This window comes from Paenibacillus spiritus (assembly GCF_008710135.1).
In the GTDB taxonomy this organism is placed as follows: domain Bacteria; phylum Bacillota; class Bacilli; order Paenibacillales; family Paenibacillaceae; genus Paenibacillus_AQ; species Paenibacillus_AQ glufosinatiresistens.
This window is the reverse complement of record NZ_VYKK01000021.1, coordinates 38,912-61,456: the sequence shown is the minus strand read 5'-3', so window position 1 is coordinate 61,456 and position 22,545 is coordinate 38,912. Positions and strand designations below refer to the sequence as shown.

General features: G+C 61.0%; 16 protein-coding genes and 1 tRNA gene. 5 read left to right on the top strand and 12 right to left on the bottom strand.

Annotated features, from left to right (window positions below; all coding sequences use genetic code 11):
• Positions 1-39: 39 nt before the first annotated feature.
• Together F4V43_RS14670 and F4V43_RS14665 are read right to left on the bottom strand one after the other, a co-directional pair.
• Entirely contained in the window at positions 40-900 is an 861-nt protein-coding gene (locus tag F4V43_RS14670; RefSeq protein WP_150459001.1) for a phosphate ABC transporter substrate-binding protein, read from the bottom strand.
• A 52-nt stretch (positions 901-952) separates the two neighbouring features.
• On the bottom strand, positions 953-2,380 hold the full coding sequence (locus tag F4V43_RS14665) for an LpqB family beta-propeller domain-containing protein (RefSeq protein ID WP_150459000.1): 1,428 nt from the start codon (positions 2,378-2,380) through the stop codon (positions 953-955).
• A gap of 247 nt (positions 2,381-2,627) precedes the next feature.
• On the opposite strand from F4V43_RS14665, the gene F4V43_RS14660 reads away from it, so the two are divergent.
• Positions 2,628-6,143, top strand: coding sequence for a DEAD/DEAH box helicase (locus F4V43_RS14660; RefSeq protein WP_223879907.1), 3,516 nt, complete (start codon positions 2,628-2,630; stop codon positions 6,141-6,143).
• A 281-nt stretch (positions 6,144-6,424) separates the two neighbouring features.
• Here the strand turns inward: F4V43_RS14660 and F4V43_RS14655 are convergent, their stop codons facing one another.
• Genes F4V43_RS14655 through F4V43_RS14645 form a run of 3 tightly spaced genes read right to left on the bottom strand, consistent with a single transcriptional unit; the run spans position 6,425 to position 9,319 of the window.
• Positions 6,425-7,543, bottom strand: coding sequence for a glycosyltransferase family 2 protein (locus F4V43_RS14655; protein WP_150458999.1), 1,119 nt, complete (start codon positions 7,541-7,543; stop codon positions 6,425-6,427).
• A gap of 17 nt (positions 7,544-7,560) precedes the next feature.
• A complete protein-coding gene (locus tag F4V43_RS14650) occupies positions 7,561-8,928 on the bottom strand; it encodes an exosporium glycoprotein BclB-related protein (protein ID WP_150458998.1) in 1,368 nt (455 codons plus the stop codon).
• 34 nt (positions 8,929-8,962) lie between these two features.
• On the bottom strand, positions 8,963-9,319 hold the full coding sequence (locus F4V43_RS14645; RefSeq protein ID WP_150458997.1) for a hypothetical protein: 357 nt from the start codon (positions 9,317-9,319) through the stop codon (positions 8,963-8,965).
• Between the two features lie 410 nt (positions 9,320-9,729).
• On the opposite strand from F4V43_RS14645, the gene F4V43_RS14640 reads away from it, so the two are divergent.
• On the top strand, positions 9,730-11,610 hold the full coding sequence (locus F4V43_RS14640; protein WP_150458996.1) for an arginine--tRNA ligase: 1,881 nt from the start codon (positions 9,730-9,732) through the stop codon (positions 11,608-11,610).
• A gap of 81 nt (positions 11,611-11,691) precedes the next feature.
• Here F4V43_RS14640 and F4V43_RS14635 read toward each other — a convergent pair.
• Together F4V43_RS14635 and F4V43_RS14630 are read right to left on the bottom strand one after the other, a co-directional pair.
• Positions 11,692-11,765, bottom strand: a tRNA-Arg gene (locus F4V43_RS14635).
• A gap of 117 nt (positions 11,766-11,882) precedes the next feature.
• Complete coding sequence (locus tag F4V43_RS14630) at positions 11,883-12,239, bottom strand: hypothetical protein (protein WP_150458995.1); 357 nt, start codon at positions 12,237-12,239, stop codon at positions 11,883-11,885.
• 367 nt (positions 12,240-12,606) lie between these two features.
• On the opposite strand from F4V43_RS14630, the gene F4V43_RS14625 reads away from it, so the two are divergent.
• The 3 genes from F4V43_RS14625 (at position 12,607) to asnB (ending at position 18,078) form a co-directional block, all read left to right on the top strand.
• Complete coding sequence (locus F4V43_RS14625) at positions 12,607-14,850, top strand: B12-binding domain-containing radical SAM protein (protein WP_150458994.1); 2,244 nt, start codon at positions 12,607-12,609, stop codon at positions 14,848-14,850.
• Positions 14,847-16,133 (top strand): MFS transporter, encoded by a 1,287-nt coding sequence (locus F4V43_RS14620; protein WP_150458993.1) that lies wholly within the window; start codon positions 14,847-14,849, stop codon positions 16,131-16,133. Before F4V43_RS14625 ends, F4V43_RS14620 begins: the two co-directional genes overlap by 4 nt.
• Before the next feature lie 100 nt (positions 16,134-16,233).
• The gene (gene asnB / locus F4V43_RS14615) at positions 16,234-18,078 is read left to right on the top strand and encodes an asparagine synthase (glutamine-hydrolyzing) (protein ID WP_150458992.1); all 1,845 of its coding nucleotides are present in this window, start codon (positions 16,234-16,236) and stop codon (positions 18,076-18,078) included.
• Positions 18,079-18,189: 111 nt separating this feature from the next.
• Here the strand turns inward: asnB and F4V43_RS14610 are convergent, their stop codons facing one another.
• From F4V43_RS14610 to F4V43_RS14590, 5 genes are read right to left on the bottom strand one after another with little or no spacing between them, the layout of a single operon-like run.
• Positions 18,190-19,605: a sensor histidine kinase gene (locus F4V43_RS14610; RefSeq protein WP_150458991.1), complete on the bottom strand. Its 1,416-nt coding sequence runs from the start codon at positions 19,603-19,605 to the stop codon at positions 18,190-18,192.
• Positions 19,593-20,255, bottom strand: coding sequence for a response regulator transcription factor (locus F4V43_RS14605; RefSeq protein WP_150458990.1), 663 nt, complete (start codon positions 20,253-20,255; stop codon positions 19,593-19,595). The genes F4V43_RS14610 and F4V43_RS14605 overlap by 13 nt, the downstream gene beginning before the upstream one ends.
• A gap of 33 nt (positions 20,256-20,288) precedes the next feature.
• Positions 20,289-21,044 (bottom strand): lantibiotic immunity ABC transporter MutG family permease subunit, encoded by a 756-nt coding sequence (locus tag F4V43_RS14600; protein ID WP_150458989.1) that lies wholly within the window; start codon positions 21,042-21,044, stop codon positions 20,289-20,291.
• Between the two features lies 1 nt (position 21,045).
• Entirely contained in the window at positions 21,046-21,780 is a 735-nt protein-coding gene (locus F4V43_RS14595) for a lantibiotic immunity ABC transporter MutE/EpiE family permease subunit (protein ID WP_223879906.1), read from the bottom strand.
• Positions 21,758-22,489, bottom strand: a complete 732-nt coding sequence (locus F4V43_RS14590) for a lantibiotic protection ABC transporter ATP-binding protein (RefSeq protein WP_150458988.1) — start codon at positions 22,487-22,489, stop codon at positions 21,758-21,760. The genes F4V43_RS14595 and F4V43_RS14590 overlap by 23 nt, the downstream gene beginning before the upstream one ends.
• Positions 22,490-22,545: the final 56 nt, after the last annotated feature.

The window sequence follows — 22,545 nt, the reverse complement described above, 5'->3', positions numbered from 1 at the left end:
GGCCGTGTCATTGATTGATGTATGGGTCCCGGAATACCCTTATTTCATGGCCGAGATCGGAATGAATTTCAGCTTCTTCAGGGAGCCGTTCTGGAATTTGCCGCTCTGCACGTATTCGATGAACGCCTTGGCAGCACCGGTCGGCTGACCTTGGGTCATATAGTAGCCGTATGCCCAGATCTTGTAGCTGCCGTTGATGACATTGTCCGCCGTGGCGGCAACGCCGTTGAACTTGACGGCCTTGATGTCGCTTCCCGTTACATAGACGAGGTCGATGTAGCCGATGGCATTCGGAGTGGTGGCAATGGCGGTCTTCATGTCGCCGCTCGAGCCGACTTCTTTGTAATTCTTGTCTTTCTTGACGATGTCGCCGCCGCCCAGCGCCTTGGCCTGGTAGTTGACGCGGGTGCCGGAGCCGAAGGCCCGGGTGACCACAACGATGTCGGCGTCGGAGCCTCCGACCTCTTTCCAGTTGGTGATTTTGCCGGCGTAAATGCCTTTAAGCTGCTCGGTCGTCAGATTGTCCACGCCAACACTCTTGTTGACGATCGTTGCAAACGGGATGACTGCGACTTTGTTCGCCACCTGTCCGTCGAACGCCTTGAAGCCCGGCACATCCATGCTGGCATCCCAGTCGCAGGCTCCGATGTCGGCGATGCCCTTCTTGACGGCCTGCGGGCCGGTTACCGAGCCTTTGCCGGAAGCCGCAATCTTGACCTTCGGATGGAGCTTCTGAAATTCTTTGGCGGCCTGAAGCGTCAGCGGCAGCAGGGCAGTCGAACCGTTGATGGTGATTTTGCCCTTGAGGCTGTCGGCCGCCATGGCCGAGCCGGCCAGGGAAGCGGTAACGGTGATTACGGCGGTCAGGGCCGTAACGGTGAGCTTTTTGAACAGATTCATGGATGAATTCTCCTTTCGGCTTCTTGCCGGTATAATGTCGAATAATTGAAAGTTAACGGGTCAGCTGCACGGCTTTGCCGTTCTGTACGAACCAGAGCTTGCCGCCGCTCACCAGCGATACGCCGCCTCCCGGGGATACGGCCACTTCGTCGATGCTCTTCGAGGTTCGCAGCAGCTCGGAGGCGGTTCCGTCCGCTGTAACCGTATAGATGCGCGAGGTTCCGTCCGCTGCCGTGCCGGACACGATCAGCCCGCCGCCGTAGCCCGCCATCCAGGAAGGCTCCATATCCAGACGCACGGCTTCGGCGGCTCCGCCTGGCTTGATCCGTTTCAGCACATTGGGATCGCTGCCTTCGGCATCCGCGCTCAAGTAGACGACGCTTCCGTCCGCCAGAAGCTCGGGGAAGAGCTTGTTGTCCGGCGTATTGGTAAGCTGCACCGGCTTCGCGTCCTTCTTCGTCAGGTCCAGGCTGTAGAGCTGCTCGCCGGCCTGGCTGTAATCGATGGTCAGCGAGGCTTCCGTGCTGTCGGCGTCGTTCTTGGCGGTACCCGTAAGGTTGACGATGTAGACCGCTCTCGTTCCGTCCGCCGATACCCGCAGCTCCGACTTGTTCTCCACCTTGTCGGCAAGAAGCTCGGTCAGGGAGCCGATCGAAGCGTCCACCGCTGCCAGCTTCTCCTGCTTGTCGCCCTGGATCACATAGATCCGGCTGCCGTCCGCCGACCAGATCAGGTCGGTCTTGACGCTGGTATCGGTACCGGCCGGAGCAATGGCGCCGGTCGCCAGATTGATCAGACTGAGCTGGCCGGTATCGTCGGTGAAGGCCCCGAACCGGCCGTCGGCCGATACCGCAAAATCGGCTGCGCGCTCGTCGGCGGTCAGGAGCGAGTAGCTTCCCGGAACCGGGCTGAACCGGTACACCTCGGTGCCCTTGCCGTCTTCGCGGGTGGCGATGACGGAATCAGCCGCTCCCCGAAGCGTATCAAATTCGCCCTGCGGCCGGGCGGCAGGCAGCAGCTTTGCCTCCGAAGCCAGCACCTCGCCGCCGAGACCGTTCACCAGCGATCCGAGCTGAACATAGATCCGGCCTTTGTGGGATACGGGAGCGGCGCTGAAGGAGCGGGCTTGCCCGTCCACGGTATAGGCTGAGGAGCCCGTCTTAAGCACTACCGTATGTATGCCGTCGCTGCTTACCGCCGCAAGGCCGCTTCCGCCCGCAGTCAGTCTGGCGCCGAGCGCCGCCGCCACCTGTCCTGCCGCGTACAGCTTATAGCCTCCGGCGTCGATGGTCTGGAGAGCCACGGTCCGGCCGTTCACCGTCCAGGAGACCGTTCCTTCTTTGACGGCCAAGGCGGCCATCGTCTTCGCCGCAGCGGGTACAGCCTGCGTCTTGGCGCCGGCCGCATGAACGCTTCCGGCTCCTTGGGAGAGAATCAGCGCCGAAGCGGCCGCCGCGCACAACCATTGACTTTTTTTCAAGTGGATTCACCCTTTTCGCATGGATAACTGCTTCTCTTATTGTCCGATCCGATTGTCAACGCCGTTGCCCGGAAATGTTCAGCGAACATGAAGTTCGCAGCCGGAATCCGGGCGGCGGAGGCGCTTGGGAGGCGTCTTATTAAGGCCGTGTAAAATGACGGGGTCTTCCCCGAAATCCGTCTTGAACTTGGGCGCGCGTCCCGTCCGTCGTATACTGGAGGGTAACATCCCACATTCAACGGAGGTTATGAATCATGAACGGGAAGCACACAAGTCCCGCCGGCGAAGACCGGCGGGGCGTTCGGCCGGCAGCGGGCCGGCCGGAGAGCAGAGCATGAGCCGCGCTCTGACGGTTCCGGAGCGGGTTATTGCCCTGCTCTGCGGTCCCGGGGCGGCCGCAGCCGGGAGAAGCTTATGGAAGGAAGGGAATGTCCGCCTGACGCGGCGGCGGAATGAGCAGCGGGAAGACGCCCCCTCCTCTTCCCATCCAGCGGTTACGCGCTATGAAGGGCGCGTCAAGGAACACGGCATCCACGAGGTCGCGGCGGAGATTGACGAAGACGGCAGCGTGCAGGCCGAATGCACCTGCGGTGACTATGCCCGCAGCGGCGCTTACTGCCGCCATATTGCCGCCCTGCTCGTCGCCGTGCTGGAGACGGACGGCGGAGAGCCGGAACAACCGGTCAGACGCCCCGGTATGGGCTCCGCGGAATCCCCCGCAGAAGTCTCCTCTGCTCCGGACGGACATGCCGCCGACCGCGACCGCCTGCTCGTCGGCGGGCTGATGGAGGTCTTCGGCCGTTCCGTTCCCCGTCCGAGCCGGGCGGGCGTCTATGCCGAGAACCGGCAGGAGCTGAAGGTGGAATGGAGGCTTGAATGGATTCCCGGCGCGGCGGGAGAGAACCTGCTTGCAGCCGGAATGAGCGCGGGGACGCAGCGTCCGGCGGAGGTGCGGGATATCCGGGGCTTCCTTGAACGCATCCGGCGCGGCGAGCGCTGTGTGCCGACCCGTTCCTTCCGCTATGAGCCGGTCCGCCACTGCTTCTCTCCTGCGGACGACGAAGTTATCCGCAGCCTGCTCGGCGTCATGCAGGACGAGAAGCTGTACCGGGCTCTTCCTGCGCCGGACACCGGCTCGCTGCCGATCCCTCCGGCGCTCTGGGAGGGCTTGCTTCCCCGGCTTGCGGCGGCGCCCTCCGTCCTCGTAGAACGGCCGGACGGGACAACCGAACCCTTCCGCCCGGGAGCGGGACCGCTTCCGCTCGTCTTCCGCCTGCGGGGAGACGCGGAAGACGGCGCCTGCCGGCTGGAAATGGACGGGCTGGAGCAGGTGGTTCCCCTGCCTGCCTATGGCTGCGCTCTTGCCGGAGGGCGGCTGATCCGCCTCGCGGCCGGAGGGGCCGAGCGCCTGGCCGCCCTGATGCGTCTGAACGACTCGGCGGGCTGGGACGGCATCCGGATCGCAGAGGGCCAGACGGGAGCTTTTATGGATACGGTGGTGCCGGGCTTGTCTCTCTTGGGACGCGTGGAGATCGACGATTCGCTCGCCCGGCGCATTCTCCGTACGCCACTGCGGGCTAGGCTGTACCTGGACCGGGTCCGGGAGCGGCTGCTCGCCGGGCTGGAATTCCAGTACGGCGATTATGTCTTCAATCCGCTGGAGGAGCAGGAACCGCGGCAGGACGGGAGCCCGATTGTGGTGCGGGACACGGAAGCCGAGGAACGGATTCTCGCGCTGATGGACCAGGAGGCGGTTCTGCGCACGGAGAGCGGCTTTATCATGAGCGGCGAGGAGGCCGAGTTCGACTTCCTGCATGATACCGTCCCTCTGCTGGAGCCGCTGCTGGAGGTCTATGCCACAACGGCCGTCAAGGAGCGGATTCGGATTCCCTCCGCTCCCCCGCGCATCCGCATGAGCTGGGAAGACAAGACCGACTGGCTGGAATGCGCCTTCGAACTGGAGGGAATCCCCCGCCAGGAAATCGCGGAGGTGCTGGCTGCGCTGGAGGAGAAGCGCCGTTACTACCGGCTGAAGTCGGGAGCTCTCGCGCCGCTGACCGGCGAGGCCTTCCAGTCCCTGCTGGCCTTCATGAATGAAGCGGGCGTCCGCGCCGCCGATCTTCAGGAAGCCGCGAAGCTCCATCTGCCGGTAAATGCGCTGCTGCCGCTGGCCGGACACTTGCAGGAGAACGGCGAATTCGCCGCCGTAGTCCGGCCCGACGCCGGGCTGCGCCGGCTGCTTCATGAGATTCGCCATCCGGAGGACGGCGCCGATCCGCTTCCGTCCTCGCTGGCGCCTGTGCTCCGGGATTATCAGCGCACCGGCTTCCGCTGGCTGAAGACGCTGGCGCGCTACCGGTTCGGCGGCGTGCTGGCCGACGATATGGGACTGGGGAAGACGATCCAGGCTATCGCCTTCCTGCTGTCGGAGCATCGGCCCGAGAACAGCAGCGGGGGCGAAGAAGGGAATGGAAAGGGCTGGGATGCCAAGGGCGGTAAAGGGGCCGACGCAAGGGAACCCGCCCGGGCTGCCAAGGATGCGGACAACGCGCTCCCTCCTTCGCTGGTCGTTGCGCCCGCTTCGCTGGTCTACAACTGGCTGGCCGAGCTCGCCCGGTTCGCTCCCGGTCTGAAAGCCGCGGTCATTGACGGCTCGCCGGCGGAGCGGGAACGGCTGCTCGCCAACGCCGACGGCGCGGACGTGCTGATTGTGTCGTATCCGCTGCTGCGCCGCGACATCCGCAAGTACCGGGGACGCCGCTTCCACACGCTCCTGCTGGATGAGGCCCAGTTCATCAAGAACGCTGCGACCCAGACGGCGCAGGCGGTCAAGCAGCTCTCCGCCGCGCACCGCTTCGGACTGACGGGGACGCCGGTCGAGAATGCGAAGGAGGAGCTGTGGTCGATCTTCGGGGCGGTGTTTCCGGGGCTGTTCCCGGACAAGCAGGCGTATCACGGCATGCCCCGGGAAGCTATCGCCCGCAAGGCGCGGCCGTTCCTGCTCCGGCGGCTTCGCAGCGAGGTGCTGACCGAGCTGCCGGAGCGGATCGAGTCCGTTCAGACCTCGGTGCTGTATCCCGAGCAGAAGAAGCTCTATCTCGCCTATCTGGCCCGGCTTCAGAAAGAGACGCTCAAAGCGCTGACGCGCGACGAATTCGGCGTCAACCGCATCCGCGTGCTGGCCGGACTGACCCGCCTGCGCCAGCTCTGCTGCCATCCCGCGCTCTTCGTCGAAGGCTATAAAGGCGGTTCCGCCAAATTCGATCAGCTGCTGGAGATTGTGGAGGAATGCCGAAGCGCAGGCAAACGGGCCCTCATCTTCTCCCAGTTCACGGAGATGCTGGATCTCATCCGCCGGGAGCTGGCCCGGCGCGCCGTTCCGTTCTTCTATCTCGACGGCTCGACGCCGCCGGAGGAACGGGTCCGGCTCTCGGAGCGCTATAATCGCGGAGAATCGGAGTTTTTTCTCATCTCGCTGAAGGCAGGGGGCACCGGACTGAATCTCACGGGAGCCGACACGGTCATTCTTTATGATCTGTGGTGGAACCCCGCTGTTGAAGAGCAGGCCGCAGGCCGCGCTCACCGGATGGGTCAGAAGCGGGTGGTGCAGGTCATCCGCATGCTGGCCCAGGGAACGGTCGAGGACAAGATGTTCGAACTGCAGCAGCGCAAAAGGGATCTGATCGACGCGCTCGTTCAGCCGGGCTCCGAGGATCTCGCCGCACTTGGCGAGCAGGAAATACGGGACCTGCTGTCGCTGTAGCCCCCTGCACGGACGGCCGGGCAGTCCGAGTAACGGATGCCGGGACGGTCTGTAGCGGCAACCCGGACAGCGCGGTACCGGTCCCGGGGAGAAGATGCGACAGCCGGACGGCAAAAGTCAGGAGCCGGCCCATCCCCTGCCGCCGCACGCCATAGAAGCCTTGACGGAGCAATCCGCCAAGGCTTCTTTTGCGATACACGTACAAGCTTCTCCCAATCCCGGCAAGAAGGCAGGAGCAGACAAACGGGCGGGCCGTTGCCTCTCCACCTCTGTCCGTCCGCTTAAATCTTCCCGGCCCCTCCTGACTTTTCCCCCGGACAGTCTCCGTCTGGTCCAAGCTTCTCCCGGAAGTATCGGCGGTTGTGCAGCAGGCTTGGGTGAGAGGGCGCATACGCCAACGCCTGTTCATTATGCCAATGAGCCCTGCGAAGGTCTCCCAGACGGTGATGGCAGAGACAGAGCTGAAGATGAGGCAGCCAGGTAGACGCCGCCGCGTTCTGTATTCCCATCCCATTCTCCGGACGCCGGGCCGTCAGCGCCTGTTCGTACCAGTAGATGGCCTGCCCGAATCGCTGTTCTTCCCAGAAAAAATGGCCAAGCGCGCAGCAGTTCTCCGGGCGGGGGACATCGTGAAGCAGCGTCCCGCACAACGCCCGAAATCCGCCCGGCCGGTCATCGAGCTTCATCCGGCATTCCGCAAGCTTCAGACCCGCCTGGATATTGTCCTCCACCCATCCCTGGCCGCCGTCAAGAAAACGCTCATACTGTCCGGCCGCTTCCCTCCACTGTCCGTGATCCCTCAGCTCATTGGCGTAATAGTAGACATCTCTCGGAGTAAAAGCTTCGCCCCGCTCCGCCCGTTCCCGGTAGATGCGGAGATTGCGGTCGGAGTGGCCCTTCTCCTTGAGATGGGTGACGCACACTTCGCTGTTCAGTCCCGGTCCGTCCGCCGCCAGATACTCATGGACCGCTCCGATCCACTGAAATCCGCATTCCCGCCGGACCAGCCGGTTGCGGCGCAGACTGTAGACGACATTTCCGCTGCTGTCGAAGGCCAGATGATAGGGCATGGTTACGCGGCGGCAGCCGGGAGGAAGCGCGGCCTTCAGCTCCATCATGCGCTCCCGGTCCCGCTCTTTCAGAATATCGTCGGCATCCAGCCAGAACAGATACTCGCAGGATGCGAGACTGAAGGCATAATTCCGCGCAGCGGCAAAATCGTCCCTCCATTCAAAGGTGCAGACGCGGGCGCCGAAGCGGGCCGCCACTTCCTTCGTACGGTCCTCGGAACCCGTATCGACCACAATCATCTCGTCGGCAACCCCCAGAACGGAAGAGAGGCAGCGAGCCAGCGCCTTCTCCTCGTCCCGGACAATCATGCACAGACTTATAGTTGGCATGGCAGTCCCGTCTTTCGCTAGGAGATCGAGAGGCCGGCGCTTGCATATCCGGCGACTGTCGAAGCCACATCCAGTCCGGCGGTAACATTGGCGCTGAATACAAGCAGCAGACGCTCCCCGGCGGTCACCGGAATGCTAAGTCCGCTGGTCACTCCGCTGGAAATGCTGTTTGTGCCCACGATTCCGGTCAGAGGAGGCGTCAGCGTTACAACAGCGCCCGGCACAGTCGTAAAGGTGTTGTCCGGAACCCCGGACCGATAGAGCTGGGCGGTGATCGTGACTGTGCTGCCCACCAGAGCCAGGCTTGCCGTCGTGCTGAAATAAGCGGCGAGCGAGGTGACCGTACCGTCCCGCGGAACGGAAAAAGCGAAGTTGAGCAGCGTTCCGCCCGCTCCGGTCAAATCGATAACGCCCCCCGCCGTAGAGATGCCGGTAACATTGCTTCCGAACCCGACCAGACTGGAGGTATTCAGCAGTCCTCCGAGCACCGTGGTCAGAGCCGTCGGCAGCCCTGAAGCAAACGGGATGACCGCTCCGTCTCCGGGAATCCCTGTAGCTCCGGCCGGACCGGCAGGACCGGTATCTCCCGTCGGACCGGTCGGACCGGTCGGGCCGGTATCGCCTTCGAGACCGGTCGCTCCGGTTGGACCCGTCGGGCCTGCCGGGCCAATGTCTCCGGTCGCTCCCGTCGGGCCGGTCGGGCCCGTTGCGCCTGCCGGACCGACATCTCCGGTCGCTCCCGTAGGGCCGGTCGCACCGGTCGAGCCCGTTGCGCCTGCCGGACCGACATCTCCCATCACCCCCGTCGGGCCGGTCGGGCCAGTCGGGCCCGTTGCGCCTGCCGGACCGACATCTCCCGTCGCCCCCGTCGGTCCGGTCGGGCCCGTTGCGCCTGCCGGGCCAATGTCTCCGGTCACGCCGGTTGGACCCGTCGGGCCCGTTGCGCCTGTCGGGCCGACATCTCCCGGCGCCCCCGTCGCTCCGGTCGGACCAGTCGGGCCGGCCGGGCCCGTGATGCCATAATCGCTAAATAGTTCGCCGGCTACCAGCCGATGGGCATCGACCAGTTGCCCGCCTGAATTTTTGCCCCAGAACGAAATTTTGACCGGATCTGCCCCGGCCGCTCCCGCCGTTGTCTCGAATTCGAACTCCAGGGCGTCCAGGTTGGCATAATAGGTCCGGGTTACCGATCCTCCCGGCGGGGCAGCCACCAGTTCGTCCACATAGAGCACGCGAACGCCGGTTATATAATACCCTCGCACATGCGTAGTCAGCGTCTCCAGCCCGTCGCTGTTATCCATACGGACGGTTACCTGCTGCGTTGGTCTCAGCCCGGTAAGGGCATTGGCCCCGTTCTCAATAGGTCCCGTCGAATAGAGTGCCATATTTTCTCCCCGCTTTCTTGTTCGTATAGGACGCTTATCCGTTTGCCCGCAGTTCACGGACCAGCACCCGATGCACCGCATTTAATCCCCCGTCCGGGCCGATACCTCCGGCAAAAATCCGCACCCGATCCCCGGCTTCCTCATTCACCGTGAACCGGTATTCCAGTCCGTCGAAATTGGCGTAGTACGTGCGCACACTCGTCTGGTTCGGAGCCAGTGCAATGTATTCGCTGACGTAAAGCGTATGGGTCGGTCCGAGGATATACCCCTCGATCAGGACGCCCGCTGCGGCTGACGGGTGGGCATTGAGCAGGCGAACTGTCAGCTGCGCGGTGGTGCGGGACGCGTCTGTCAGCGGGTTGTCGATCGGACCCGTTGAATACTCCGGCACTTGAAATCACCTCCGATTTCCGCCGCTTCCGATAAACGGCTTGCCCTATTCTATGATTTCGTGAAGCGTTCGGCATGGATGCCGGCCTTGCATGATCCGGAAATTCCGCTATACTGATACATAATTATATTCAAGCTGATGATCGGGAGAGTAACCGTGGAAGCAGGATCAGTCCCAGCGAGCCGGAGCAGGTGTGAACCGGTACGATCCGTGCGGCGAAGCGCACCCGGGAGGCGGGCTATTGAACAGCGGAGACGGCGCTACGCCGGATGCCCAAGTAGATGACCCCGGCAGCAGACCGTTATCTGGGAAGCGGCAGGCCTCTTCGCCTGCAAGTAGAGTGGTACCGCGAGCCCCGTCCTCGTCTCTTATCAGAGACGGGGACTTTTCTATTTCGGGAGGAATCAGGAATGCAGAGACAAGAGATCGAGGCTGTTATTCAAACAGGGACGGAGCAGGCGCTTCGCCGCCTGAACCGTCTGGATGGTCTGGATATTGCGGTGCGGATGGAACAGCCCGCCAACCCGCTGCACGGAGATTATTCCAGCAACATCGCCATGCAGCTGGCCGGGAAGCTGCGCAGACCTCCGATGGAGCTCGCGGCGCTGATTAAGGCAGAATGCGAAGGCTTATGGGGAACGAAACAAATCCTTCCGCTCATTGATCGAATTGAGATCGCTTCTCCCGGCTTCCTGAACGTATATATAGATTGGAAGGCATGGGCTCGCCGGGCTCCGTCCTCCGTGTTTTCAGGCCGGGCCGGCAAAACTATCGTGGAGCACACCAGTGTGAACCCGAATAAATCCATGCATATCGGCCATTTGCGAAATTCCTGCATCGGAGACACGCTTGCCCGGCTTCTGCGCCGGACCGGGAGTGAGGTCGAGGTTCATTATTATGTTGACGACCTGGGCAACCAGCTTGCCGACACGGTCGTGGGACTAATGGAAATTCCACTGGATAGTCCCCAATCCCGGTTCGGCGATTTCTGCTGGAACCTCTATGCCGCAATCAATCAGACCTATGAGCAGCATCCCGAGCTGCTGAACAGACGTTCCGAGATTCTGCACGATCTGGAAGCAGGAGACAATAACACCGCCTGGTTCGGTGCGCTGGTCGCCGAGAAGATTATCCGTGAACATTTGGCTGAGATGAAGAGGTTTGGCATCCATTATGATGTGCTCGTCTGGGAGAGCGCCATTGTGCGCAAGGGCCTGTGGGACGCCGCATTCAAGCAGCTGAAGAAGACTTCGAAGTTTGTTCTTGAACGTGAAGGACCGCAAGCCGGCTGCTGGGTTCTTAGGGTTGGGGACGAAAGCGCCTCTGCTGCATGCAGTCCGCATCTGACAGATAAGGTTCTGGTCCGTTCTAACGGAATTTTGACCTATACGGCCAAAGATATCGCTTATCATCTGTGGAAATTCGGCCTGCTGGACCATGAACTCCGGTACTCGGAATTCGTTGGAGGCGTGTCTTCTACAGATCCTTCAGGTGAGCCGGGTCTATTCGGCAAGGCTGATGCGGTTGTTAATGTCATCGACGTGCGGCAGGAATATCCGCAGCAGGTAATACGCGGGGCGCTCCAAGCCATGGGTTACGGGAGTCAGGCCGAGCGCCTGCACCACGCTTCTTACGGGGTGGTATCGCTGAGCCCGGCTACGGCAGCGGAACTCGGGATCGACATATCGGACGGACGATCCTCCTACGCGATGTCTGGCCGCCAAGGGATCGGCATCAAGATCAGCGAACTGCTGGACCGGATGGAGTCGGCGCTTCCGGATAGCCGGGGCTCCGGGGAGGGACTTTCTTCCCGCACGATCGCCGCAGCAGCAATCCGTTATTATCTGCTTCGCTTCAGCCTCGATACGGAGATTGTGTTCGACATGAAGCAGGCGACAGAAATGGCAGGCAACACAGGGGTTTATCTGATGTACGCCCATGCCCGCGCTTCCAATGTGCTGTCCAAGGGTCAGCCTATCAGCTCCCCGAATCCTATGGAGCCTCCAGAATCCATGCCTGAAGAACCGGAGCAAGCCGAGCGCCTGCTGATACGCTCTATCGCAGGATGGTCGGATGCGCTGGAACGTGCGTCCGCCGCGCTGGCCCCGCAGATGCTCTGTTCTTATGCTTATCAGTTGGCGACCCATTTCAATCAGTTCTACACGGCTTGCCCGATCCTGAGAGCAGAATCGGCGACAGCAAGATATCGGCTGTGGCTTACCGCACGTTTTGCCGCTACGCTCAAAGATGCGCTCGAGGTTATCGGCTTGCCTGCACCCGAACGACTGTAGACAGCCGCCCGTTCCGCTCTTTCCCGAACTAATCCCTCAGACAACGCAAAGAAGCCTTCCCGAAGGAAGGCTTCTTGTCTACGTCCCAGGAGGGATTCGAACCCCCGACCGTACGCTTAGAAGGCGTATGCTCTATCCAACTGAGCTACTGGGACACAGGTATGTATTGCCGCAGGCGTTATCATTATATAACGGAACGGCGCTTACTTTCAAGCCTCGGGCAGGCAAAAGAATCGGCGGGAACGGCTGTCCCCGCCGCGGCACGCTTCGCGTTACGGATAGCTGCGGAAATGTTCGCCAAGCTGTTTTTTCAAATCGCCGAAGATCAACAGCTCACGCTGGAACTTGGAACGCTCTTCCTCGGGCGTCATGATTGGACTTCCTGTAAAAGCGCTGGCTGTCACATCGACAAAGGCGTCGTGCATGTTGTTGTCGTACCAATCGGTATCCAGAGCGGCGTCATTGGTCAGAATCCGGATAATCTCGAAGCCGTCCTCGCGGCGGTCTTCCACAATGTACACCAGCAGCGCCGGATCGCCGGCCGCTCCCGGGAGAACGCCTACTTCCGCGCAAGGCGCTCCGTCGTAATCCAGCATTCTGCGGATTTTGGCGTCTTTAATGTAATACAACGTTATCTTCCTCCTTGCCTGTCAGGGTCCTCTTCTATTCTTAGGCTAAGCACGCTCATTTTATGCTTGGTGAGTCCAATAACCATCATGCGCTAATTTATTCCAATCTATTCGGAAAATGTGCGGATTCTCATACAAGCTCAAGAACAGGAAAGATAGAATTGGATTAATTATACATTTTGGAGGTGATACGATGAGCCGCGAAGAACTGGAGATGCTGACACATATCCTGGAGGTAACCGAAGAGCGCGAAGTGCAGCCGGCGCCCCCTTCCAACATTGTCATTATCCAATAGTAGTGATCTGGACCCGCACATCTCGCCTCCCCGTTTACGGGGAGGTATTTTCCAATCAGGGAGGGGATTGTCTTGCCCAAAACGCTGCTGCTGTATCCGCCCGTCAGCGATCCGACCTCCGGCTACCACAGTCTGTGCTACTTGGAGAGCTACGCCCGCAGCTTCGGATATACGGATATCGACATCGTGGACGCCAATATCGAGGCCTGGCTGCATACCGCCGAGCCGTTGCACATCCGGGAGAGCATGGAGCATATCCGGGAACGCGTCGGGACGCTGTCCGGCTCCGTCAACCGTTCAGCCGCCGAAGAGCTCGAGCTGTTCTACGGCCTGAAGACCGCCTCTTTCCCTTTTGAAGACATGCTTCCCGAAGCCATCGGCATCCTGAGAGACCGGGAACGTTTCTTCGATTATACGCAGTATTCCTATGCGGTGGAGGCCGTCATGCTCTGGATGGACGCGCTGTCGATGCTCGGATTTCCCGGCCAGTTCAACGGTTTCTCGCTTCGCAGCCACTGGCTGTACAACCTGTTCCATTCGGGAGACCTGATGAATGCGGAGGTCATCAACCGGATTACAGCTCCTTATCACCGCTACTTTCATGAGGTGCTGGCGCCTGCATTCAGGCAGGGACACTACCGGCTGGCCGGCATCAGCGTGACTTATGTCGCGCAGATTCCTTTTGCCCTCAAGCTGGCCCAAATTCTAAAAGCAAGTGTACCGGACATTACCGTTGTACTGGGAGGAACGGCGGTGTCCGATCACTGGAAGCATATAAACGACCGCAATGCGTTCTTTGATATATTTAACAATGCCGACGCCTGCATTCTGGGCGAGGGCGAAACCGCATTTGTCGGGATTCTGAACATGCTGGAGGCCGGGGGAACGCTGTCCCCGATCGACAACGTGATCCTGAACCCCCGGCTTCCGCAGTCTGTCCCGCCGCAGAACGTTCATATCGCCTACGAGCGGCTGGAGCAGCTCTCCGTTCCCGATTACAGTCAGCTGCCCTGGAACCAATATTTGTCTCCGTTCCCCTTCGTCTACTACTCCCCTTCCCGCGGCTGCTACTGGAACAAATGCACGTTCTGCGATTATGGGCTCAACTTTGATTCTCCGACGAGCGCATGGCGGCAGCTGAACGCCGATCTCATCATGCGCGATCTTCGCGAGATTACGAAGAGCTATCCCTACATCTATTTCTCTGTCGATGTGCTGGCGCCGAGTCTGCTGCTTCGGCTGGCCGAACGGATTGTGGAAGAAGGACTGAAGCTGATCTGGAGCGCCGAAATCCGGCTTGAGGAATACTGGACTCCGGACAAATGCAGGCTGCTGCGGCAGAGCGGCTGCGTCGCGGTATCCGTCGGATTCGAGTCCGGCAATCAGCGCATTCTGGACCTGATCAACAAAGGCACGAAGGCCGACCGTCTCCAGGATACGATCCGGATCTTCTCCGAAGCCGGAATCGGGGTGCAGATTATGGGCTTTACGGGCTTTCCGACCGAGAAACTGGAGGATGCCATGGGCTCCATCGACTTCTTGAGAGAGAACCGGGAACTGTGGACGTTCGGCGGGCTGGGCCAATTTACGCTGACGAAGGGCGCCATTGTCGCCAAGGAGCCGGAACGCTTCGGCATTGAACAGGTCAGACCTTACCGCGGCGAGGATATTGCCTGGAGATTGTTCTATAAAGAAATTGACGAGGAGAACTCCTCCAGCTCGGCATCCTCCCGCAAGCAGATTTTCTCCGCTCTGCAGTCCTTGAAGGGCCCCTGCTACGAGCGCCCCTGGACCGGCGGCATCGATACTCCGCATACGCTCTTCTATCATGAGCGGTTCGGCCCCCGGATCAATCAAGTGTTGAGGGAAGCGAGGGAGAGCGAAATGGACCGGGACCGCATCCTCTCGCTGAACGGAGTCATTGTCCGCGGCAGAGAAGGCGCCCGATTGTCCGCCTTGGTGCAGGGTCCGGACGTCCTGGCGGTTCATTCGGACTCCGAGGCAGCCGGAGGTTCGCTGAATGCCCGAACCGTAACGGATGCGCTGGAGCACCGCAGAATGAACCGCGGACCGCAGCCTGCCGCTTCGGAAGCAGCGGCATATTTTATCCGGCTGGACGGAACGGCGTTTCCGTTCCCCGAGCCGATGATTGGATTTCTGGAGGCTTTTGAGCCAGGGACAAGCCTGTCCCGGCTGCTGCGCCAACGGGGCGACAGCGCATTTGCGGTGAAGCTCTGGGAACACAGCGTCAAGCACCGCTTTCTGCGCCCGGCGGACGCCGGCGTTCCTCTCTCCCGAAAGGCGGCGCCTGTATGAAGACCGCGGCGCTGACAAAGCCCGGATATGCCGGCTTGCTGAAGAGCAACGTTCCATTCAGACATCTGTGGACGGCGCGCAGTATTTCTTTTCTCGGAGATTCGCTCTATAACCTGGTCATCAGCTGGCTGATCTACTCCATGACGGGTTCCGCTCTGCAGGTAGGACTCGTGCTGGTCACCAAGTTCCTGCCCCAGATGCTGCTCGGGCTGTTCATCGGAGCCTGGGTGGACCGCCGGAACCAACAGCGTCTTATGCAGCTTGCCGATCTCGGCCAGGGGCTCTTGACGGCTTGTCTGTGGATACTCATGCTGACCGGACAGCTTCGGATCTTTCATGTTCATCTTATTACCGCAGCCCTTTCCATTCTGGCTCATCTGTTCGCCACCTCGCAGAGCTCGCGGCTTCCCGAACTCATTTCGGACAGAGCGCATTTCATGACGGCCAACTCGCTGATGTCTATTTCCCAGCAGATTACGCGCATCCTCGGCACGGTCTTCGGCGGCATGCTGATTGCTGTTATCGGGAACGGCGGAGCGGTCCTGATCAATTCGGCCAGCTTTCTGGTCTCGCTGCTGTTCATCCGAATGATCCCCTACAACATAACCACCGAGGAACGGAGAACGGGCGGCGCCCGTTCGATGTTGGCCGAAATCCGGGAAGGATGGCAATGGCTTCGCTCCCAAAAGGTGCTGATGCTGCTGATCGCTCTGGGGACGGCGACCAATATCGCGCTCGGTCCAAGCAATGTGCTGCCGCCCATGCTGATTAAGAACACTTTTCACGGCGGAACAACCGAGCTTGGACTGTTCGATGCCTGCATCGGAGCCGGTCTGCTGCTCGGCGGCCTGCTCACGGGAATCCGTTCGCCGCGCCGCGCCGGGCTGGCCTTCGTGCTGGGCCTCGGCTGCCAGGGCGCGGCCTCTCTGCTGATCGCCGCCGCTCCGGGCTTCTGGCTGGCGTGCCTCGGCAATCTTCTGCTGGGCTTCGGAGTCACCTTCTCGGTCATACCCATGAGCACCTTGTTCCAGATTCTTATTCCTCCGCCGCTGCGCGGCAGAGTGAACAGCATCAGCAGCATGGGGTTCAGCCTCTCCATCCCGGTCACCTACGGAGCCGTCGGCATTCTGGCCGATTATATCGGGACCGCAAAATGCTATGCGATTGCCGGAGCGCTGTTCCTGCTCTGCTTCCTGGCGGGCCTGCTCAGCACCGAGCTGCGCCGGGCGGACACGGGGCTGGGCCGGAGTCCGCAGCCTTCCTCCGCGCAGCGTTCCGTATAAGGCCGTACGCTTCTCTTCTCTCGGGCATCCCATGGACATACATTTTATGACCGCCCGGTACATATATCTGTATTAATTGGCCTAGAGAGGATGAACCGTCATGTGCGGAATAACCGGATTTATCGAGTGGCGCAGCGATCTGACGAACCAGTCGCAGCTCCTTGTCCAAATGACTGAAACCCTGGCGAATCGCGGACCCGACGCGGCGGGAACCTGGATCTCCGGACCTGTGGCTCTGGGTCACCGGCGCTTGAGCGTCATCGACCCCGAGAACGGGTCCCAGCCGATGATCGCCCGCGATGAAGACCGGACGTATGCGATTGTCTATAACGGCGAATTATATAACGCCTCCGGACTTGGCAGCGAGCTGAAGCGCCGGGGCCATGTCTTCCGCACGACCTGCGATACCGAAGTGCTGCTCCATGCCTACATGGAGTGGGGCCCGGACTGTGTGGATAAGCTGAACGGCATCTTTGCGTTCGCGGTATGGGACGGTCCGAAGGAACAGGTCTTCTTCGCCCGCGACCGGCTCGGCGTCAAGCCGCTCTTCTACAGCAAGTCGGAGGATACGCTCGTCTTCGGTTCCGAGCCGAAGGCGCTGCTTCAGCATCCCACGGTGCAGCCGGCCGTCGGGCCGGAAGGTCTGGCCGAAATTTTCATCGTCGGACCGGCCCGGACGCCCGGGCACGGCGTGTACAAAGACATCGCCGAGCTGCGGCCCGGCCATGCCATGATCTACAGCCGTTCCGGTCTGAAGCTCTACCCGTACTGGAGCCTGCAGAGCGAAGTGCATACCGACAGCGCCGAAGAGACGGCCGCCCGTGTCCGAGAACTGCTGATCGACACGCTGGAACGCCAGCTTGTCTCCGATGTCCCGGTCTGCACGCTGCTCTCCGGCGGGCTGGATTCGAGCGCGCTCTCGGCGCTGGCCGTCGCCTACTACAAGCGCACCGGCCAGGGCATGATCGATACTTATTCCGTCGATTACGTCGATAACGACAAGCATTTCCGCAGCCATGCCTTCCAGCCCGGCGCGGACGGCCCCTGGATCAAGCGAATGGTCGAAGAGCTCGGAACGAACCATCATAATGTCGCATTCGACACCCCCGAGCTGGTGCAGGCGCTGGACAGCGCGCTCTACGCGCGCGATCTGCCCGGCATGACGGACGTCGACTCCTCGCTGTATCTGTTCTGCCGCGAGATCAAGAAGGACGCCACCGTTGCCATCTCCGGCGAAGCGGCCGACGAAATCTTCGGCGGCTATCCGTGGTTTCACCGGGAAGAAGCGCTGAATTCCGGCACTTTTCCCTGGTCGGTCGCTCCCAAGATGCGCGAGAGCCTGCTCTCGCCGGAACTGCGGGAGTGGATTCGGCCGCTGGAATATCTGGGCGACCGCTACAGCGATGCCGTCGCCGAGGTGCCGAAGCTTGCCGGAGAGAACCCCAAGCAGGCGCAGATGCGCGTCATGTCCTACCTCAACATCACCCGGTTCATGCCGACGCTTCTCGACCGCAAGGACCGGATGAGCATGGGCGTTGGCCTGGAAGTCCGCGTTCCTTACTGCGACCACCGGCTGGTCCAATATGTATTCAATATTCCCTGGGAGATCAAGACGGTCGGAGGCCGGGAGAAAGGCATCCTGCGCAAAGCGCTCGAGGGCATCCTGCCCGACGACGTCCTCTACCGGAAGAAGAGCCCCTACCCCAAGACACATAATCCCAATTATCTGAGCGCCGTACGCGACCGGGCTCTGGCGGTTCTCGACGATCCCTCTTCTCCCCTGCTGCAGCTTGTCGATGCGACCAAGATCCGGGAGATTGCCGCTTCGCCCGAATCCTCCAGCAACCTGCCCTGGTTCGGCCAGCTCATGAGCGGCCCCCAGCTCTTCGCCTATCTCGCGCAAGTGGACCTGTGGCTGCGGACGTATAACGTTACGATTAAATGACTTAGAGGACGCAACGTTAAATAACCGATCAGAAACCCGCTCCATGTAGCGGGTTTCTCTATGTCCGGCTATGGGCTGCCAACCCGGCAGCCTGATGGAATCCAGCCTACCCTAGCTGCCCGGGAGCGGGGGCGGGGAGCCGGTATTCGTCTTATTCACCGCTCCAACCGCTACGCTCACGGTCACCTTCGCCCCGCCGGCAGGGGCATTCTCAAGCAACAGCTTCCCTCCGTGCTGCTGCGCGGCGGATTCCGTGATGCTGAGGCCCATGCCGTAGTGGCGGCCGGACGCCCGGCTCCGGTCGCCCATATAGAACTGCGCTGCGGCTTCCCGCAGTTCGGCCGGGGAGAAGCCGCAGCCGGTATCCGTAACGGTGAAGAATACGGCGGCCTCATCGCTTCGGACCTCCAGGGTTACGCTCCCCTGCGAAGGGGTGTGCTCGACGGCATTGGCGATCACATTGACGATGCCCCGCAGAAGCAGGTCCTTATTCATCGGTATGTGCTCGGGCAGCGGCTCCTGAACACGAACTTGCGCCGCCATGCTCTTGCCCGCAGACAAAGCCCGCAGCGGGTTTTCCAGCTCTTCGAGGAAGTCGCGCAGACGTATCGGCGCCGTTCTCTGTACGGCGGTGGACTGCATGCCGGACAAGTCGATAACCTCCTGCACGAAGGCTTCAATGTCCTCTGTGCTCTTCAGGATATATCCGTTGCACTCCCGCTGGACCTCGCTCTGGGGGGTCTCCTGCAGCAGCTCGGCATTGCCCCGGATGATCGTCAGCGGGGTCTTGATGTCGTGCGCCAGCGCGGAGATCTGCTCGCGCCGGGTACGCTCCAGCTCCCATTGCCGGGTCAATGAAGCGCGCAGAGCGTCCTTCATCTGCTCCAGAGAAGCCAGCACTTCATCAATCTCCCGGATGCCGCTCGGCTTCGCGGAGAACTCCAGATTCTCGCGCCGGATATGATCCGTAGCTTCCTGGAGACCGGCCATCTTCTGCGTCAGCTTCCGGCCGAACCGGGCCGCGAGAACGGCGGCCAGCAGCAGAATGCCGAGGATGAAGAGCAGAATGCCCAGAAGCTGCGGATTCGGCAGGTGACTGCGCAGCCAGGGCGAATCGTACTGCGGCGTCAGGCTATACCGGAAGATCCAATAGGCCTCTCCGCTTCGGACAGCGGTATAGAAGTGCGAGTCCCGGCTCTTGCCCTCACGGGCGATCTTCCAGGCGCGGCCTGCCTCCCGTTCGCTCAGACTGCCGGACAGCCGCTTGCCTTCCGCAGTGAATATGGCATAATCCGCCAGCTTCGGCGCGAAGCCGGACCCAAGGCTGCCGCTTGCAAGCTGCTCCTTGGCGAAGGCAATCTCCTTCTCCGCGTAGTTGGCGGGCAGCACTACATTGAAGGAGAACGCGGCCGTGAACAACCCCAGCAAGAGGAGGAGCAGCAGGATGGTGCCCGCGCTTAGGAAGAGAAGGTATTGCAGGAAAAAGGTGCGCAGGCGCATCTTTGACACTTTTGCTACAGCTTCCATTTGTAACCAATCCCCCAGACCGTCTCGATGGCTTCGATGCCCGCTTGGTTCAGCTTGGCGCGGATGTTCTTGATGTGCTCTGTAATGGCGCTGCTGTCGCTCTCGCCCTCAAAGCCGAAGACCGCCTCATAGATATGCTCTTTGGAGAAGACCTGTCCCCGGTTCCGCGCCAGGAATTCGCAGATTTCGTATTCGCTCTTAGTCAGGGGCACCTTCCGGCCGCAGACGAGCAGTTCTTTCCCCGAGAGATTGAAATGAACGTGATCCAAACAGAGCACCCTCCGCCGCTCCCGCCGCTCCCGTCTGAGGTGGGCGTTGATCCGTGCCCGCAGAGCCCCGATTCCGAAGGGCTTCAGAAGATACTCGTCCGCTCCCAGCCCCAGGCCGTACATCAGATCGCTCTCCAGCGTCTTCGCCGTCAGGAACAGAATCGGGCAATCCACCGCTGTGCGGATCTCCCGGCATAGCGTAAATCCGTCAATGCCGGGCATCATTACATCGAGCAGGATCAGGTCATAGATTCCCAGATTCAGCCCGCGCACCAGGGCCGGATCGCGGAGTGTGGTGACGAGATGGCCATCGGCGCTCAAAGCCCTCTCGATCAGCGCCAAGATGGCGGGTTCGTCGTCGACGGCGAGTATTTGGGTCATATACGGTTCCCCCCGGTTTCTAAGCAGTCTGGCCTAATGATCAGCCGTCCGCCCTTCCCAGCGATTAAACCAGAAGCCGGACAGGACGGCAGCCGTTAACGTTGCAAGGATACATCCGGCAATTCCGGCATCTGCCTGCAATTCGCGAAGAGGAAGCGAAGTTCCTGCCCAGTGAAGCGTCCAGACCGAAATCAGGCGGACACCCCAGGCAAAAGGCACATACGGCCAAATCCCCTCGCCCAAGCCGGTCAGCATCAGGGCTGCGGTCAGACTTCCCCCGATTCCGATTCCGATGGACGGTCCGCGGCCGAGCCGCAGGCTGATGAAGCTGTGCAGCAGATAGAGAAACACATTGCACCCGAACAGAAGACCGGCCCCGCTCCAGTAAAAGGCCATTCCCAGGCTGTCCTCTCCCAGCAGCTCGCGAAACCCGATGCCGAACAAGGCGACGGCTGCCAGGACAGCGCCGAGACCGTAGACCAGCAGCAGCAGCAGCTTGCTGGCATAGACCTTGATCCGCAGGGCAGGAAGCGCGAGCATCCCCTGAAACTGCCCCGCCGCCTCCTGCTCGGCCATCATGGAACAGATCAGGGCAATCAGGGTGGGCATCGCGCAGCCCAGTACTTGAAGATAGGCCTGCACCTTGTCGGCAGCGCTCCACGGCGAATAGGAGTAATAGGCCAGGAAGACCGCAGCCGCGAGGAGCGGAGCCAGCAGATGAAGGAGCAGGAAGGGCGTGCGCCGGGTCTTGAGCAGGTCGGCCTTGAAGAGTCCGGACAAAGAAGCCATGCTACTTCGCCTCCTGCTTGCTGAAGCTCCGCCCGGTAAGGAAGAAGAGCAAGGCGAACCAGGCGAGCGAGACCAGCGCACCCGGCAGAATCATGTTCGTGCTGTTCCATGGACTGTCCGACGGAACCGGCAGCCCATTCGGCAGAATGCCGAGCACCGAGCACATCAGCCGGAACGTAATCGTATAGGGCATGAAATCCCACAGCCCTCCTATATCAAACGTGACCACGCCTGCAACGTTCAAGGCCATATTTACCAGTACGGCGGTGAATAGTCCCCAGCGTGCGGACAGGAACAGACACAGCGGGATCTGCCACAGAAGGGTCAGGAAGATCAGCAGACTGCCGGCCGCGCTGTCCGTCAGCGGTATGGAAGAGCCGAACAGCCAGCCGCCGGTTGAGATGCCGACGAAGAACAGCAGGCTGGTGAACAGGAGCCAGCCGGTGACGGCGGCGGTCTTGGCGGACCAGTGGGACTGCGGGTGGAGGGGCAGCGCGAGCAGAGCGCGGCACTTCATCTTCGTGTCCTTTTGCATGGCGAGTGAACAGGTCAGGGTCAATGCTCCGGGCAGCAGCATCGTGTACCACCAGTTATAGGCCCCTGTCTGAAAATACCGTCCGCCCATGAGGATGCCGCAGAGCGCCAGCGTGAACAGCGGTGCGATCCAGATCAGCCAAGGAATGAAGGTGCGCCGCCATTTCAGGCGCTCCGCTTTAATAAGCCGCAGCATCAGCATGAACGTCACCCGCCCTCCGGTTCGCGGCAACCACCCGCATGAACAGGGCCTCCAGCTCTGCGCCATGCGGCGCAGCGCCCTGGTAACCCAGCCGTCCTCCGGCGATAATCCCGATCTGATCGACTACCTGCTCCACTTCGGAGAGAATATGGCTTGACAGAATGACGGTGATCCCTTGCCCGGGAAAAGACCGGATCAATTCGCGCAGCTCTTGAATCCCGATCGGGTCAAGCCCATTCGTCGGCTCATCCAGAATGAGCAGCTTGGGACGGTTCAGCAGCGCAATTGCGATGCCGAGCCGCTGCTTCATGCCCATGGAGAACTGCCCGGCACGCTTCTTCCCCGTGTGGGCCAGATCGACTAGCGCCAGCGTCTCGGCAATCCGCGATTCCGGCAGACCCAGCGCCAGGGTCCGCACCTTGAGATTCTCCCGGGCCGTCAGGTTCTCATACAGCGGAGGCGATTCAATCAAGACGCCGATCTCGCTCAGATCCTTCCGGCTCCAGTCGTGGCCCTGATAGACCATTCGCCCAGAATCCGGCCGCAGCATACCCGCCATCATCTTCAGCGTCGTTGACTTCCCCGCGCCGTTAGGCCCGAGCAGCCCATAGACCGAGTTCCGGGGAACGGCCAGCGAGACATGCTCCAGGGCCGGTTGTCTGTTGTAGCTCTTACATAAATTCTCGGTGTACAAAATCAGATCCGTCATTTAATATCCTCCCTTTCTGCTTAGCCAGTGTAAAGGAGGGATCTAAGGAATTTGTA